This is a genomic window from Gemmatimonas sp., from assembly GCF_041689975.1.
Classification (GTDB): Bacteria; Gemmatimonadota; Gemmatimonadetes; order Gemmatimonadales; family Gemmatimonadaceae; genus Gemmatimonas.
The window spans coordinates 1-15,447 of the sequence record NZ_JBDNFF010000340.1 but is presented as its reverse complement, the minus strand read 5'-3'; the positions used below and the strand labels follow the sequence as shown (position 1 = coordinate 15,447).

The window sequence follows — 15,447 nt, the reverse complement described above, 5'->3', positions numbered from 1 at the left end:
GCGGCAGTTCGCCAAGATACTCGGGGTCCTCCGGTGCGAGTCGCGCCAGCGCTTCCGACTGCTGCACCGCGCGCTGCAATCCTTCGTCGCTGCGATCGTTGGTGACCACACTGGCTTTGCGTTTGCCGAACACGCTTTGTATACGGATCGTGCTGTTGGTGGTCACGCCCGACGTCGACATCTGATTGTCGGCGAAGCGCAGATTCGTTTCACGCGCGCTGTTCACCGACACCCGAACGGCGTCGGCCTTGGATAACTTCACGGCGCGTTCGACGATAGCGTGCGCCTGCTCACGCGAGAGCACGCCAATGGCGGCCATGGCCTTGCTGTCGCTCACGGTGTCCTTCATGGACTCGCTCATACCGTGCGTCCGGTGTTGATGATGTTCGCGTTCTTGAAGCGTGTGGGCGGGCAGCCGTGGCTCACGGCGTTGGCCTGTCCGGGCTGTCCCTTGCCGTCGTTGAAGGTGCCGCCGAATTCGTAGCTGCTCTTGCCGCCGAGCATGTCCAGGGTGTTCCAGAAGTCCGGGGTGCGCATCTGGTAGGCGGCGTCCTTCACCTGGCCCACGATCTTGCCCTTGCGCACTTCGTAGCAGAGCTGCGCGCCGAACTGCGCGTTGTAGCGTTGCTGATCGATGGAGTACGACGCGCGGCCGATCATGGCGATGCCCTTGTCGGTGGCGGCGATGAGATCGTCCCAGCTCAGATCTTTGGCGCCCGGCTGCAGCGACACGTTCGGCATGCGCTGGAACTGCACGTCGGCCCAGCTCTGCGCGTACGAGCAGCCGTGCGAGCGCACTGGCTTGCCGTTCTTGGCATACCACGACGCCAGCCACGGCGCCTGTTCACGCGTGGTCTGATAGTCGTTGAGAATGCCGTCCTTCACGATGTGGAAGGTGTCGGGCTGCACGCCGTCGTCGTCGTAGCCGATAGTGGCCAGCGCGCCGACTTCGTTGCGGTTACCCACGAGATTCATCATGGGCGGACCGAGTTTGAGCGAACCGAGCACCTTTTCCGGCGGCGCCATGAAACTGGTGCCGGCGTAGTTGGCCTCGTAGCCCATCGCCCGATCGAGCTCGGTAGGGTGCGCGAGCGATTCGTGAATTGTGAGGAACAGCTGCGAGGGATGCAGAATGAGATCATAGCGTCCCGGCTCCACCGGTTTCGCCGTGAGCTTCTCGGCCGCTTCTTCGCCCCACGTGGTGGCGTTCTTCACGATGTCGGCTTCGAGCACATACTCCCAGCCGCGTCCCGCTGGCTGCACGACTTCCGGGCCGCGCACGGCAGTGCTCGAGCGATCGGGCGACACGGCGGTGCAGCTCATGGTCACCCAGCTGCGCACGTAATCTTGCGTGATCACGGAGCCGTCGGTGTTCGCGTAGTTGCGCTCTTCCTTCACGAACGAGAGGCCGGAGTTCACGAAGCGCACATTGGGCACTTTCAGTGCTTCGGCATTGGCACGGAGCAGCAGGTCGGCCTTGGTTTCCACCGGTACGGTGAACGGGTCGATCTGATAGGCGCTGCGCCACGTGGCGTTCGGATGCGCCGGCGAGGGCGCGAGCTCCACGCGGCGATCGCGCGCGATGCGATTCGCCTTGGCGATAGCCACGGCTTCCTGCGCGGCGGTGCCCACGCCTTCCTTGGTGAGTTCCTGCGTAGCGCAGAAACCCCAACAGCCGTCTACCAGCACGCGCACACCGCAGCCCATGGTGTCGGTGTCGACGACGTCGGTGACCTGTCGTTCGCGCGTTTGGATGCTGTTGTTGCGATTGCGCGAGATGCGCACGTCGGCCCATGAAGCGCCGTAGCGCTTGGCGGCGTCGAGCGCCTCCATCATGAGTTCGCGGGTGGCCGCGTCGGTATAGAGCGCCGGCAGCGGCGTGAACCCGGGCAGTGCACGGAGCGCACTCGGGCCGATTGCCAGCGCGCCGAGTGCAGCGCCGCCGGTGACGAGAAAATCGCGACGAGTAGTCATGTCACGAATGTATCGCCACCGACGGATCAGGTCACGCGTAGCGCATCGCGTTACTTCAGGTTGGCCTTGAAGAAGCCGACGGTCTTGGCGAAGGCGTCTTCGGCGGCCGTCTTGTCGTAGGCCTGACCGGTGGGATTGGCGAAGGCGTGGTTCGCATTGGCATACACGTTGATAGTGACGGAACGACCGCCCTTCTTCATGGCCGCTTCCATCGCGCGCACGCTGTCGAGTGGAATGCCGGTGTCCTTGCCGCCGAACAGGCCCAGCACGGGCGCCTTGAGTCGTGCAAGCTGCGCCGGATCGGTGATGGGCGCGCCGTAGTACATCACCACGGCGTCGAGGTTGGCGCCGCCCACGAGGCCAGTGCGTAGCGACCAGTGTCCACCGTAGCAGTAGCCCACCGAACCGATCGAGGTGGCGCCGGCCTTCTTGAGATACGAGATGGCCTCACCGAGGTTCTTCTCACCACCGGCAATGTCCGCCATGCCGGCCTGATACAGCTTCATCGCAGCATCGGGAGTAGTCGCGACCGACCCGAACAGATCAACCGCGAGCACGGTGTAGCCTTCGCCCGCGTAGCGCTTGGCCATAGCCTGAATGCCTTCGTTCAAGCCCCACCATTCGTGCACCATGATGATCGCCTTGCCCGTCTTGGCGCTAGCAGCCGTTCTGGCGAGGAATCCCTTGATGGCCTTCCCGTTGATCGTGGCATAGGTCACGGTCTCGCCGACGACCTCGACTCGCGGCGCGATGCGGGCGCCAGCCGAGGCGGTCGGCGTCTCGTTCATGTGCTCGCGATGCATCGCTGCGGCGTAATCGGGCTGGGCGACCTTCGCGTTCTGCGCGCCCGCCGTGCTGGTGACGGTAAGAAGCAGGGCCGCGCCAACGGCAAGGCGCGTGGCGGGTTTGGTCGCGTTCATAGCTGGGGATGTTTGAGGGAGAAACTACGGTGGTATGGACGGGCAGTATCTGCCTCAGTCGTGAAACACCGGGCGGGTCGCTTCGTTTCCGGAAACGGTAAAACAGCAAAGGCAAAAGCTGGAACACGGAAACAGCGGATTACACAGAACGGCACTGATAGCAAACAGCGCCTTTTCGCTTATCGGTGCTATTCCGTGTAATCCGCCGTTTCCGTGTTCCAGCCGTTGCTGTTGCGGTAGCTGTTGCGGCCGCCTACCCGATCGATTTCGTCATCGGGATCACGGGCAACGTCGTGCCGTCGGGCATTGCGTACTCCACGCGCGCGTCGGGCACGAAGCCCAAGGCTCGGTACAGCGGTTCGCCCGGGAGCGTCGACATCAGCGAGAGCGTCGAGAAGCCGGCGCGTTGGGCGGCGGCAGTGCAAATGCCCAGCAGCCGTTTGGCGTGACCGCGGCGGGCGTGATCAGGGTGCACGTAGAAGGCGCGGATGCGGGCCGGTGCGGTGGCCGGATCGAGGTGTCCTTCGTCACGGCTTTCAAACTGATCACCGCCGAACAACGTCTGGCGATCGCTCCATCCGCCAGCGGCCACGATGTCGCCATGCTGTTCGAGCACGAAGTAGCCGCCGTCGTGAATAAGACTGGAGTCCACGCCGAACACATGCGCCAGCGATGACGCGATCTGCGCGTCGGTGTAGTACGTGGTGGCCAGACGGCGCACGGACACGTCGATCAGCGCGGTGAGCGACGGCACGTCGGCATGGCGCGCCACGCGGCAGTGCGGGGCGCCGGCCATCGCTTCCACGGCGCTCCAGCCGTCGGGCCACGCGCCGTAGCCGGCGCTTGCATTGATGTGGCCGGCCTCGCCCACGTCCCACACGCGGCTTCCCCAGGCCGTCGCGTAGCGCTCCGCCTGTTCGAACGTCACGTACTCGTCGTTGCGGCTGGCCACCACGGTGCTGGGGAAAGAGAGCGCGTGGAGCGGTATCAGGGCGAAGCCAGTGGGGCCGCTGGGATAGGCGGCCGCCAAGGGATCACTGGGTGCGACCAGCAGCGCACCACGCACGCGCACAAGCAGTTCGAGCGGTGCTTGATGCGCCCAATGCGCGACCATGGCGCAGGCGCTGCTGTGCGCGACCAGCACCACATCGCGCACGCTCTCGTGCATGACCTTCGTGAGCCGCTCGACCCAGTCGGCGCACAGCGGCGCGGCCCACTCCTGCTGCACGACGCGCTCGACCAGCAGCGGAGACTCCGCCGCCGACTGGGCCTGCCAGCGCGACTGCCAGTGCTCCGGCCCGGAATCGAACAGACCAGGCAGCAGCAGTACGGTCACCGCCGCGTCACGCGACACCCATCGCCCTCGCCAGAATCGCCGGATCGATATTGCCGCCAGTCACCACGACCATCGTGGTGCGGTCCCGCGTGTCGACTTTGCCGGCGAGCATGGCGGCCAGCGCCGCCGCGCCACCCGGCTCCACGACCAGCTTGAGTTCGCGAACCGCGAAGGCGATCGCGGCCAACACTTCGTCGTCGGTCACGGTAAGACCGGCCCCGACGCGTGACTGATTGATGAAGAAAGTGAACTCCCCTGGCGTCGGTGTGACGATCGCATCGCAGATCGAACGCGTCCCCGGCTCGTTCGCCACGCGATGCCCCAACCGGAGCGACCGCGCCATGTCGTCGAACTCGGCCGGCTCGCAGGGATGCACCACCGTGTTCGGTGACACCGCTTCGGCCACCAAGGCGCAACCAGCGGTCAGTCCACCGCCCCCACAGCATACCAGGAGCATGTCGGGAGCGTACCCCATCGCTGAGGCCTGGCCGAGCGCCTCGAGCGCCAAGGTGCCTTGCCCGGCCACGATGTACGGATCTTCGTAAGGGGGGACGAGCGTGAGCCGGTGCTCCTGCGCAATGGCGCTGCCGATCGCCTCGCGGTCTTCGGTATAGCGGTCGTACAACACCACCTCGCCGCCGAAAGCGCGGGTCCGTTCGATCTTGAGCGCCGGCGCATCCTTGGGCATGATGATCACTGAACGCATGCCCAGCAGCGACGCACTGTACGCCACGGCCTGCGCGTGATTCCCCGATGAGTACGCGACCACGCCGCGCGAGCGTTCGTCGTCGGAGAGCTGCAACAGACGATTGAGGGCGCCGCGCAATTTGAACGAGCCGGTATGCTGCAACACCTCAGCCTTGAGCAGCACGCGGCCCCCCGCGCGCGCATCGAGGGCGGGTGACGTGAGCAGAGGTGTGATCTGCGCGTGCGGCGCGATGCGGGCCGCGGCGGCGCGGATATCGTCGATCGTCGGAACAGCGGGGAGCATCGTAGGCATCGCGAATAATCTACCCCCCACTCCCTACTTTTCTCTCCGTCGCCGCTCACCACCACACGTAATCGCCCGTTCAAAGCGCGTCCGCGGACGCAGCACGTACCCATCGGCCAGCCCGGAGTCGATGGCGTTCCGGGCGGCCACGTACTGCGCCGGACAGGGCGCCCAGAGCGCGTCATCCATCGCGGTGGCCACCGAGGTCGGGATCCCGGTGAACACCCAGAGAAAGCCGATGAACCCGATCGCCAACGCGAGGATGGCGAAGAGTCGTCCGATCCGCCGGATACGACGCGGTGCCGGATCGCCCGGGCGCGGCTCGAACTGCATGGGATGGTCGGATCGGTCGGGCATACTGCAATATGGGCGCGCAGACGGTAGCTTCGCTGGTATCGCTGCCCCGTACAACGAGAACGCCCACCATTTCATCCGACGACGTGCTGATCGACCTCGAACTGAGTCTCCTGGCCTTTCAGAGCCGGGTCCTCGCGTTGGCCGAAGATCACGCCGTGCCGTTGCTCGAGCGGCTTCGCTTCCTGGGCATCGTGACCAGCAACATCGACGAGTTGTACATGGTGCGGATGGCCGAACTGCGCCGCGCGGCCATCGATGAAGCGGGGCAGGCCACCGACCGGTTGCAGGTCGTGGAACGCGGCATCGAGGCGCTGCTCGCGCGGCAGTCGCGTTGTGCCATCGACTGTGTGCGCCAGGCGGAGCAGGTGGGTGTGCGCCTGCTGTCGTGGAGCGAGCTCACCGTCAATGAGCAGCATCTGCTGCGCGTGCAGTATCTCGAAGACATCCAGCCGGATCTGCGCCCGCTGGCGATCACGCTCAGTCCTGGTCATCCGCTGCCGCATCTCCCGCACCTCGGACTCTTTCTCGCGGTGCTCTTCCGCCGGGAAGCGGGGGAGCGACTGCATCTGGCCGAGCACGATTTGCCGGTCGACATGCCGCGCTTGCTGGCGGTGCCGGATCGCGGCGGCGCGGTGATCGCGATCGAGGAAGTGTTGCGGGCCAATGCCCACCTGCTGCATCCGGGCACGATCGTCGACAGCGCGTATCTCTTCCGCGTAACACGTGGCGGCGACCTCCCTCTCATGGACGACGAAACCGGCAGCGTGCTCGGCGCCGTGGCGTTGGCCACTGAGCGACGGATGCACAACCCGGCGGTGCGCGTGGAGGTGGAGCGCAGCATGCCCGACGCGGTCGGTGCGCTGATCCTCGACACGTTGCGGCGTGAGGCGATCGGTCGCGACATGGAGCTCACGGTGGAGTCGGTGCAGCACGTAGACGGGTTGCTCGACCTGCGCTGTCTGCAATCGCTGCCGCTACCCGATGATCCGGTGCTCGAATATCCGCCGATGCCGGCGCGGATGCCTGTGGGGGAGCGCTCGATGTTCACGCTGGTTCGTAACGGCGACCTGCTGCTACATCATCCGTTCGATTCCTTCGACGACAGTGTGGTACGCTTCTTCCAACAGGCCGCCGCCGACCCCGACGTCACGTCGATCAAGGCAACGCTGTATCGTGTGGGGAATCCATCGCCCATCGTGGACGCGCTGGTACGGGCGGCCAATTCCGGAAAGCAGGTGGCGGTGGTGGTCGAACTGAAGGCGCGCTTCGACGAAGAGCACAACGTGCAATGGTCGCGGACGCTCGAAGCGGCGGGTGTCGATGTGACCCACGGCATCGCCGGCCTCAAGGTGCATGCCAAGGTCGCCATGGTTACGCGCATCGAGGGCGACACACGTATGCGCTACGTGCACGTGGGCACGGGCAACTACAATACGCGATCCGGTCGGCAGTATACCGACCTGAGTCTGTTCTCCGCGCGGACCGATCTCGCCGATGCGATGGACGTGCTCTTCGCCGGACTCACGGAGCGGCACGCGCCGCCGCCGGCGCTGCCGCACGGTGCGCTGGTTGCTCCACATCAGCTGCTGACCGGTTTGCTGCAACGCATCGAACGTGAGATAGAGCATGCGAAGGCCGGACGGTCCGCGCGGATCACGATCAAGATCAACGGACTCGGAGACCGCGAGATGGTGCACGCCTTCGAGCGGGCCTCGCAGGCGGGCGTACAGGTGGAGCTGGTCGTGCGCGGCATCTGCATCCTGCGACCGGGCGTTGCCGGGGTCTCCGACCGCATCCGCGTGACGTCAGTCGTGGGACGACTGCTCGAACATTCTCGCATTTACCGCTTCGAGAACGACGGGAATCCGGAGTATCTCATCGGGTCATCCGACCTCCGCTCGCGGAATCTGCGTCGGCGCGTCGAAGTGCTTGTACCGGTGCTTGGCGCAGGATGCCAGGCACGGCTCGATATGATTCTGGAGGCGTATCGGCGCGACGGCAGCGCGTGGGAACTGCACGCCGACGGTGAGTATCGTCAAAGCGGTGATCATCACGATCCGCCGGCACAGGTGGCGCTGGCCTGAAGGCGCGTGCTGTCCGCATATTCAACCGCGATTCTTCTCTCACAACGCGAGCGCGAGTTTCTCGACGATGATGCCGACGTTTCGTGCGCTCGCCACACTTGCCGTGGGCGCCTCGCTGTTCGCTTCCGCCGCCGGTGCACTGTCGGGTCAGGCGACGCCGATCCGGGTCAGAATACCCGGCAACCTGCGCCCCATGTTGATCGACTCCGTGGCCAGAGACCCGGTTTCCGTTCCCGCAGCGCCAGCGCTGACGTTCCAAGCCGCCTCCGCCGTGCTGCAGGAGCTCAAGGTGCCGCTGTCGGTCAACGAGCCGCAGAACGGTGTGTTGGGCAGCGGCGGCTTCACTTTGCTGAGGCTGCTCGGCGGGGTACGACTCTCGAAATACCTGAGCTGCGGAACTGGCATGAGCGGTGAGTACGCCGACGTCCGGCGCATCACGATGGCGTTATTCGTCTGGGTGGACTCGGCCGGTCCGGCTGAAAGCCGCGTAAAGATCGGCATGCTCGCCGGGGCGCAGGACCTGGCAGGCGTGTCCAGGAACGCGATTCTGTGCGGATCGACCGGGGCCCTCGAGACTTTTCTGACCGACGAGATACGAAAGCGCGCAGTCCTGCCGTGAGCGTCGTGATCGTGCGTGGCGACGTTCTGATCAGCGGGTGACGGTCGACAGCAACGCGGCCGGCCCGTCGTTCTGCATGCCCATCGAGCCGTCGGCCAGCAACAGGAAGCAGGTGGCACCGCTTCCGCTCATCATACCGATGGCCGGCGTGCCTTCGGCGCGCCGCACGGCGGCGATTTCGCGAAATCGCGGAAGCACGGCGGCCACGCCCGCGTGCATGGCGCTTACCACCGATTCGAAATCATTGACGGCGAGTGCGGCAACGGCGTCCCAACTCGCGAACGCCGACGCCGGATAGGCGAACGCCTGGCCGGTGTCGCCACGGGCCTCATGTTCACGCGCGAACGCGCTGTACGCGACACCCGTGTTGACCCCCCTCGCGAAGGTGGCCAGCCACACGGCCGCCGGGGGGAGCGCCGGTAGGGGCAGCAAGCGATCACCGCGTCCCCATGCCCACGCGAGCGAGTGGCCACTCACGAGAAAGGGCACGTCGGCACCGAGGGTACCGGCGAGGGCGAGCAATCGCGCCGTGCCGAGTGGCGCGGGGCTCATCGATTCGAGCGCGCGCAACACGGCGGCGGCGTCGGCACTGCCGCCACCGAGCCCGCCGCCCACCGGAATCTGCTTCTCGATTTCGATGGCCCAGCCCGTGGGCCATCCACTGGCTTCGGTATATGCCACTGCGGCGCGCCATGCCAGATTCTGCTCGACCCGTCCGAGGCCACCGGCGGGCACCGTGGGGCCGGCGCACGTGAGTGCCGGCGCCATCGTGCCCACCTGTACGTGGACAACGTCGTGCAGATCGAGCAGCTGAAAGAGCGTTTCGATGCCATGGAAGCCGCTGGCTTCCCGGGCCAGAATCCGGAGCACCAGATTGATCTTGGCGTAGGCGCGTTCGGTGCGCGATTCGTCGGTCATGGTCGAGCGACCTCGGTGCTCTTGCCGCTTAACGTGCCCACGCTGAGCCCGAGGCGCGCGAAGTACACGGCACCGATGATCGTGATGGGAATGAAACTGAGCAGATGGTACGCGAGCGCCCAGCTCACGGCGAGCTTGTCGTTCACACCGTACACCGCCAAGCCGAGCACCGACGACAGCTCGAAGACGCCGAAGAATCCGGGCGAACTGGGGATGGCCACGGCGAGCGCCACGACGCCCTGCAGGAAAAACGCCGCGCTGATCGGGACGTCCATGCCGACCGCGAGAAACCCGATGTACATGGCCAGTGCATTCACGACCCAGTGGGCGATCGCCCACCAGAGCACGGCTAGAAAGCGACGGCCATCACGGAGCACGGCCAGTCCGCCCATCGCGTTTTCGACGAAGCGCACGATGAGGTCTTCGAAGCGTGGTAACACGCGATGTGCGATCCATCGCACGAGAGACAGGACACGCGGGGCCTGCATCACCATGGCGTAGCAGACAACCAGAAGCCCGAGCATGGCCGCCACCCCGAAGCGGGCAAGTTCCGGTACCGTGCGACCGGCCAGCGTGACGCCCGACGGAAAACGCGGATCGAGCATGGCCGCGAACATCATCGCGAAGATGACGATCGCATCGAAGATCCGATCGACGGCAAGGGAACCGAGCGCGGTCGTAATCGGGACCCGCGGCACTTCGCGCGTTAGTGAATACGCGCGGGCGAACTCGCCGGCGCGGAACGGGAAGACGTTGTTCATCATCATCCCGATGGCGGTGCTCCGCCACAGTGGGCCGATTGCAAGGCGCCCGGCAACGGGTTCGAGAATCGTACGCCAGCGCCGCGCCCGCAGCGGAAAGATACAGGTGCCGACGATCGGACTGAGCGCGAACAGGAGTACGTTCGACGTGCGCAACACCGACCAGACTTCGCCCAGGTCGACACCCTTGAGCGACCACCAGAGGAGGACCGCACTGAACGCGAACCCCAGTCCGCTTTTCCAATCCAGCTTCACCGCGGTCGTCTCCGCACAGGCGTCACGTGGTCACCGCGAGGTCCAGCAAGTCCGACAGCTCTTCGAACAACGAATGCGCCGCCGGTTCGGCGAGCGTGCCGCGCTGCCAATGTGTCTTGAGTTCGTCGCGTACACTGCGCGCGCGCGTAATGGCTGAATGCCCGCGATAGAGCAGGGACTCGATCGGAATCACCGCGGGGGCGACCGCCGTTTCCGCGGTTGGTGCGCCGGACCACGTGATACTCGCCTGCTTCACCTGCTGCGCTAGCTGCTGATCGGTGATCTCGCGATCCATCAGCAGACGGGCCACACTCTGCACGCCCTGGCGCTCGTGCGCCGACGCCAACGGCGCGCGCGCCATGCGGGTGGCAAGATTGGCGATGCTGGCGGCTCCATAACTCTCCGCCACATCGGCCAATCCCAACAGGGAGCGGCGCACGCCGTCGGCCAGCGCCAGTTGCGATGGACCGGCAGTAGTGGTGGCCAACGCCGCCGATTCGCGCGCCACGCCATCGGCGGCGGCGGCGATATCGCTGCGAAAGCGTTGCGCCAATGTGATCGGCGGCTCGGCGTTGCGCTGCAGGATCGCCGGCATGCCGTCGTCGGGGAAGAAGCGCGCGATCGGCACCACCAACACGGCCGGCGACGCGGCCGGTGTGTCGGTGGCGAGATAGCCGGCCGCGACGGCGGCCAGCGCCACCGACTGCGTGCGACTTCGACGTTGTTCCACGTCGGTCCACACGCCTGCCCGCTCCACGAGCGAGCGCAGCTCCACGAGCGCGCCGCGCACTGCGAAGTGCAGTCGCTGATCCCAGCGCAGTTCGTGGTCGCGTAGGCCCGTGGCGATCCGTTCGATCGTCGAGGCCAGATCGGGAAGTCCTTCCAGTCGCGTCATCGTCGCGCTGCCGCGGAGTGCTCGCGCGTTCGTGAGGAACGCGGCAGCGTCCGGCGTCTGCTCTCCCGCGTCGGCCATCATCTGGTCGAGGCGGCCGAGATACTCCATCGCTTCTTTCTGGAAGAATTCGATGAGGGCGTGCGGTGCACTCATGCGCGGCAGCTCGGACGAAGAGGGTGAATACTCAGAAGCGGTCGGCCTCACGCGCGGTGTCCATGGCCTGACGAATTTCGCGTACCGCTTCGGCCAGCCCGACAAAGATGGCGCGCCCGACGATCGCGTGCCCGATGTTCAACTCCTCGATTTCTGGAATCGCGGCCACCGGTCCGACGTTCTGCACTGACAGGCCGTGTCCAGCGTGGACGGCCATCCCCAACGACGCGGCCAGCGCCGCCGACGCGGCCAGCGCCTGCAATGTGCGCGGATCTCCCGGTGCGTGCGCGTACTGACCGGTGTGCAACTCGACGGCATCGCTGCCCAGCTCGTGCGCCGCGCGAACAGCCGCCTCCTGCGGGTCGATGAACAGACTGGTGCGCACCCCCGCACGTTTCAGACGCGCGATCGACTCCCTGAGCTGTGGCGCCGCCCGGAACACGTCGAGCCCACCCTCGGTGGTCACTTCCTCTCGGCGCTCGGGCACGAGCGTGACCGCGACGGGGCGAAGCGTTTCGGCCAGGGCCAGCATCTCGTCGGTCGAGGCACACTCCAGATTCAGGGCAGTGGTGACCGTCGTGGCGAGCCGCTGGATGTCCGCGTCCTGCATGTGCCGCCGGTCTTCCCGGAGGTGGGCCGTGATCCCGTCGGCTCCGGCCTGCTCGCACAGCACGGCCGCGGCCACCGGATCCGGTTCGGCGCTGCGACGCGCCTGACGGACCGTGGCGACGTGATCGATGTTCACATAGAGGCGCTGGTAGCGAAGCGACGTCACTGGGGTATCCGGTGGAAGAACGTGTGGGGTACCTTTCTCCCCGACGAACGGACGGGACCGTTTTTGGTGCCTGTGAACGACAGGACCGCGCGAGGCCGAGCCGTCAAGATGGTCAACACCGTGGGGAGGAGGCCTGCGTGCAGCGTAAGATGATGCGGAACCGTGTGCTCATGTACTCTCTCATGCTCGCCGCGGCGATCGGCTCGAGTGCGTGCACCCGTACGATCCAGAGCACCGAGACGTCGATTCCGGGCGCGGCCGCTCCGTCGGTACGGGCCGATGCGCCGGACGCCGTGGGCGCTGCGACCGGAAAGGCTGCGGTCGAAAGCTTCCTGAAGGCCGCGAAGGCGCAGGATCTGCAGACGATGAGCGCAGTCTGGGGCACCACCAAGGGAGCCGCGCGGGATCAGATGAAACGTGATGATCTCGAGAAGCGCCTTATCATCATGCAGTGCACGCTGACGCACGACAAATGGGTGTTCCTCGAGGATCGCGCGCGGCTGCAGACGGGCGGCCGTCAGGAGTTCCAGATCGAACTCACGCAGGGACCGCGAAGCGCCAAGACCTCGATCCTGACGGTCAGCGGTCCCGGCGGCCGCTGGTTCGTGGAGGATATCAACCTGCTTCCGATGAGAGAGTTCTGCCGCTAAGGACGCGGCCGGCGCGTTGAGCGGAGACCGGTCGCGTACCGCACTGGCAACGCTGGACACCCAGGCTAGTATTCGGATAGTTCAACGAGCACCCCGCCCGTGGCGCTCGGATGGAGAAACGCGATGCGCTTCCCCTCCGCTCCCAGGCGTGGTGTTTCGTCGATAAGTCGGAGGCCGGCGTCACGGCAGCGCTGCAAAGTGCCGTCGAGGTCGTCTACGGCGAAACACACGTGGTGAATACCGGGACCCCGCTTGGCGACGTATTTGCCAATGGGGGAGTCGTCGGATTTTGCCTCGAGGAGCTCCACCAGCGATTCGCCGGCCGCCAGTCCCGCTATGGTGGCGCCGTCGGCATCGTCCAGTGGGACCTCGGGCAGGCCGAGGACATCACGGTAGAAGGGCAGCAGCTCGTCGAGGGCACGCACGGCGATCCCGATGTGGGCGATGCGCGTGCCGCGGCGTACGGAATCGGTCATGGTCGGTCGAGTCGATGCGGGCGTGAACGAATTCAGAAGTCTAATCCTGCAGACGGGCGCCAGAGCAACCGGTAAACGCCGGAAGCCGCGCCAACGGAGCACCTGATGGCAAACGCAGTTGAAGTGAAGGATGACAACTTCGCGACCGAGATCGAGCAGCACGAAGGGCTCGCGGTCGTGGATTTCTGGGCCACGTGGTGCGCACCGTGCCGCATGATTGCGCCCATGGTGGAAGCGCTGGCCACGGAGTACGCGGGCAAGGCGAAGGTGGCGAAGCTCGACGTCGACAATAATCAGCGGACCGCTGCGCGCTTCAACGTGCGCTCGATCCCGACGATCCTGTTCTTCAAGGACGGCAAGCTGGTGGATCAAGTGGTCGGCGCGGTTCCGCGCCCCGCGCTCGAAGCGAAGTTCAAGGAGCACGCCTGACCAAGGTGGGCGACGCGCCCGGCTCGGCCGAATCGGAGGTTATCGCCTCCGATCTCGCCGACCGGGCGGCGACGCTCTGGCCGTCCGCGGCCATCTCCGGTGCGCTGCATATCGTCAGCACACCGATCGGAAATCTGGGAGACATCTCCCTGCGTGCCCTCGCCGTGCTCAAGGAAGCTTCGGTAATCTGCTGTGAGGACACCCGGCATGCGCGAACGCTGCTCAGCCGTTACGGCATCGGCACACCCACCATCGCGGTCCACGAGCACAACGAAGCCAGCGTCATACCACGGCTCGTGGCGCGACTGAAAGAGGGCGAAGCGATCGCCCTGATCAGTGATGCCGGCACTCCGCTGGTGTCCGATCCCGGCGCCCGCCTGACTGAGGCTGCGGCATCGGCCGGCCTGCGTGTCGTCCCGATCCCGGGTGCATCTGCTGTCCTCGCCGCGCTCGTGGCCTCCGGCATGGTGCCGCACCCCTTTACGATGCTCGGATTTCCGGCGCGGAAGGGGAAGGAGCGCGAGGAGCAGCTGGCGCTTGCCGCTCGTCTGCCCCACGCCGTCGTGCTGTATGAATCACCCAACCGTCTGGTCGACACGTTGCGTGATCTGGCCGCCATTGCCGGAACCACCCGACCGGTGGCGGTGGCCCGCGAGCTGACGAAGCATTTTGAAGAGGTCAAACGCGGAACGCTCGAGGAGGTGGCCGCGTATTACGAGGGCACGCCACCGCGCGGGGAAATCGTGATCGTTCTGGGCGGCGCGTCGTTCGTTGCCCCGAGTGAAGACGGTCTCCAAGCCGTGGCCGGGGCACTCCGTGAGGAGGGTTTCCGCCCTCGAGAAATCGTCCAGCGTCTGATGGACGAACATGGTGCCAGCCGCAACCTCGCCTACCGACTCGCTCACGATACCTGATGCGGCCTTCAGCCCGTCGTTCTCTCCGCTCCCTGCTGTTCATTGCCGGCACTGGTGTGTCGCTGGCGTTCGCGCCGGGCGCAGCGACGACCGTCAATGCGCTTCGTGGACCCGGTCGTCTGGCAATCGCTCGCGTGCAATACGAAGGCGGTGGTGATTGGTACGCCAATCCGTCCAGCCTGCCCAACTTGATCCGCGCGATTGCCGAGCGCACCGCGCTGCCGATCGAGCGCGCCGAGGCCAAGGTCACCTTTACTGATTCGTCGCTCTTCGACTTTCCGTTCCTCCACATTACGGGACACGGTGAGATCAAACTCAGCGAGATCGAGGTGAAGCGACTGCGTGAGTATCTCACGCGCGGTGGCTTCCTGCACGTGGACGACAACTACGGGCTCGACGACAGTTTCCGTCGCGAGATCAAGCGGGTCTTTCCCGATCGGCCACTGGTGGATGTGCCGCACAGCCACCCGATTTACCATCTCGTGTACGACTTCGAGAATGGTCCGCCGAAAGTGCACGAGCACGATGGCAAGCCGGCGAAGGGCATGGGCATTTTCATCGGCAACCGTCTCGCCGTGTATTACACCTACTCCGCCGACCTCGGCAACGGATGGGAAGACGTGGGCACCTATCCCGATCCGCCGCTGCTGCACGAACAGGCTATCCGCATGGGTGTGAATCTGTTTACCTACGCGGTCACGAGCCGAGTCACGCCATGACTGCCCCCGCGCTGAATACGAGCGCGCTGGCCACGGACACGCTCGAGGCTCGACTTGCTCACGAACAGTCCACGTTGCGCGCGCGCTCGATGGCCGCGGCGGTGTTGGCCGTGATCGGTGTGATTGCGCTGGCGCTGGTTGCCAGCGCGTGGCTGATGGCCGACGGTCGATGGATGACGTTGCCGCGCGCTGTGCCCATCGCCGTGTGGGGCGGCGCGCTC

The 15,447-nt window shown here is 65.7% G+C and carries 18 protein-coding genes; 7 read left to right on the top strand and 11 right to left on the bottom strand.

What is annotated here, in order from left to right; genetic code table 11:
* The 6 genes from ACESNG_RS20205 to ACESNG_RS20180 form a co-directional block, all read right to left on the bottom strand.
* On the bottom strand, positions 1-361 hold a 361-nt coding region (locus ACESNG_RS20205; RefSeq protein ID WP_373070571.1), incomplete at its 3' end, for a PmbA/TldA family metallopeptidase.
* Positions 358-1,974, bottom strand: coding sequence for a TldD/PmbA family protein (locus ACESNG_RS20200; protein WP_373070569.1), 1,617 nt, complete (start codon positions 1,972-1,974; stop codon positions 358-360). The genes ACESNG_RS20200 and ACESNG_RS20205, both read right to left, overlap by 4 nt.
* A 50-nt stretch (positions 1,975-2,024) precedes the next feature.
* Positions 2,025-2,894, bottom strand: coding sequence for a dienelactone hydrolase family protein (locus tag ACESNG_RS20195; protein WP_373058006.1), 870 nt, complete (start codon positions 2,892-2,894; stop codon positions 2,025-2,027).
* A gap of 253 nt (positions 2,895-3,147) precedes the next feature.
* Positions 3,148-4,248 carry a GNAT family N-acetyltransferase gene (locus tag ACESNG_RS20190; protein WP_373058008.1) on the bottom strand — a complete coding sequence of 367 codons (1,101 nt, stop codon included), beginning with the start codon at positions 4,246-4,248 and terminating at the stop codon, positions 3,148-3,150.
* Positions 4,238-5,230: a threonine/serine dehydratase gene (locus ACESNG_RS20185; RefSeq protein WP_373070567.1), complete on the bottom strand. Its 993-nt coding sequence runs from the start codon at positions 5,228-5,230 to the stop codon at positions 4,238-4,240. Before ACESNG_RS20185 ends, ACESNG_RS20190 begins: the two co-directional genes overlap by 11 nt.
* 24 nt (positions 5,231-5,254) lie before the next feature.
* Positions 5,255-5,578, bottom strand: coding sequence for a hypothetical protein (locus ACESNG_RS20180; RefSeq protein ID WP_373058012.1), 324 nt, complete (start codon positions 5,576-5,578; stop codon positions 5,255-5,257).
* Positions 5,579-5,586: 8 nt separating this feature from the next.
* Here ACESNG_RS20180 and ppk1 point away from each other — a divergent pair, with 8 nt between their 5' ends.
* Both ppk1 and ACESNG_RS20170 read left to right on the top strand, forming a co-directional pair.
* On the top strand, positions 5,587-7,662 hold the full coding sequence (ppk1, locus tag ACESNG_RS20175; protein WP_373070565.1) for a polyphosphate kinase 1: 2,076 nt from the start codon (positions 5,587-5,589) through the stop codon (positions 7,660-7,662).
* Entirely contained in the window at positions 7,622-8,281 is a 660-nt protein-coding gene (locus ACESNG_RS20170; RefSeq protein ID WP_373058016.1) for a hypothetical protein, read from the top strand. The genes ppk1 and ACESNG_RS20170 overlap by 41 nt, the downstream gene beginning before the upstream one ends.
* Positions 8,282-8,311: 30 nt before the next feature.
* On the opposite strand, the gene ispE is transcribed toward ACESNG_RS20170, so the two are convergent.
* Genes ispE through ACESNG_RS20150 form a run of 4 tightly spaced genes read right to left on the bottom strand, consistent with a single transcriptional unit; the run spans position 8,312 to position 12,038 of the window.
* Positions 8,312-9,199: a 4-(cytidine 5'-diphospho)-2-C-methyl-D-erythritol kinase gene (gene ispE, locus ACESNG_RS20165; RefSeq protein WP_373058018.1), complete on the bottom strand. Its 888-nt coding sequence runs from the start codon at positions 9,197-9,199 to the stop codon at positions 8,312-8,314.
* The gene (locus tag ACESNG_RS20160; RefSeq protein ID WP_373058020.1) at positions 9,196-10,215 is read right to left on the bottom strand and encodes a lysylphosphatidylglycerol synthase transmembrane domain-containing protein; all 1,020 of its coding nucleotides are present in this window, start codon (positions 10,213-10,215) and stop codon (positions 9,196-9,198) included. Before ACESNG_RS20160 ends, ispE begins: the two co-directional genes overlap by 4 nt.
* A 22-nt stretch (positions 10,216-10,237) precedes the next feature.
* Complete coding sequence (locus ACESNG_RS20155) at positions 10,238-11,263, bottom strand: hypothetical protein (RefSeq protein WP_373058022.1); 1,026 nt, start codon at positions 11,261-11,263, stop codon at positions 10,238-10,240.
* 31 nt (positions 11,264-11,294) lie between these two features.
* Positions 11,295-12,038: a pyridoxine 5'-phosphate synthase gene (locus ACESNG_RS20150; RefSeq protein ID WP_373058024.1), complete on the bottom strand. Its 744-nt coding sequence runs from the start codon at positions 12,036-12,038 to the stop codon at positions 11,295-11,297.
* A 137-nt stretch (positions 12,039-12,175) separates the two neighbouring features.
* Here ACESNG_RS20150 and ACESNG_RS20145 point away from each other — a divergent pair, with 137 nt between their 5' ends.
* Positions 12,176-12,688: a hypothetical protein gene (locus tag ACESNG_RS20145; RefSeq protein WP_373058026.1), complete on the top strand. Its 513-nt coding sequence runs from the start codon at positions 12,176-12,178 to the stop codon at positions 12,686-12,688.
* A 65-nt stretch (positions 12,689-12,753) separates the two neighbouring features.
* Here ACESNG_RS20145 and mce read toward each other — a convergent pair whose 3' ends face one another.
* On the bottom strand, positions 12,754-13,164 hold the full coding sequence (gene mce / locus ACESNG_RS20140; RefSeq protein ID WP_373058028.1) for a methylmalonyl-CoA epimerase: 411 nt from the start codon (positions 13,162-13,164) through the stop codon (positions 12,754-12,756).
* 105 nt (positions 13,165-13,269) lie between these two features.
* Between mce and trxA the strand changes: the two genes are divergently transcribed.
* The 4 genes from trxA to ACESNG_RS20120 form a co-directional block, all read left to right on the top strand.
* Positions 13,270-13,593, top strand: coding sequence for a thioredoxin (gene trxA / locus ACESNG_RS20135; protein WP_373058030.1), 324 nt, complete (start codon positions 13,270-13,272; stop codon positions 13,591-13,593).
* 5 nt (positions 13,594-13,598) lie between these two features.
* The gene (gene rsmI / locus ACESNG_RS20130) at positions 13,599-14,507 is read left to right on the top strand and encodes a 16S rRNA (cytidine(1402)-2'-O)-methyltransferase (RefSeq protein WP_373058032.1); all 909 of its coding nucleotides are present in this window, start codon (positions 13,599-13,601) and stop codon (positions 14,505-14,507) included.
* Positions 14,507-15,226: a DUF4159 domain-containing protein gene (locus ACESNG_RS20125; protein WP_373070563.1), complete on the top strand. Its 720-nt coding sequence runs from the start codon at positions 14,507-14,509 to the stop codon at positions 15,224-15,226. The genes rsmI and ACESNG_RS20125 overlap by 1 nt, the downstream gene beginning before the upstream one ends.
* Positions 15,223-15,447: hypothetical protein (locus ACESNG_RS20120; protein ID WP_373070561.1), on the top strand; the 225-nt coding region annotated here is incomplete at its 3' end. The genes ACESNG_RS20125 and ACESNG_RS20120, both read left to right, overlap by 4 nt.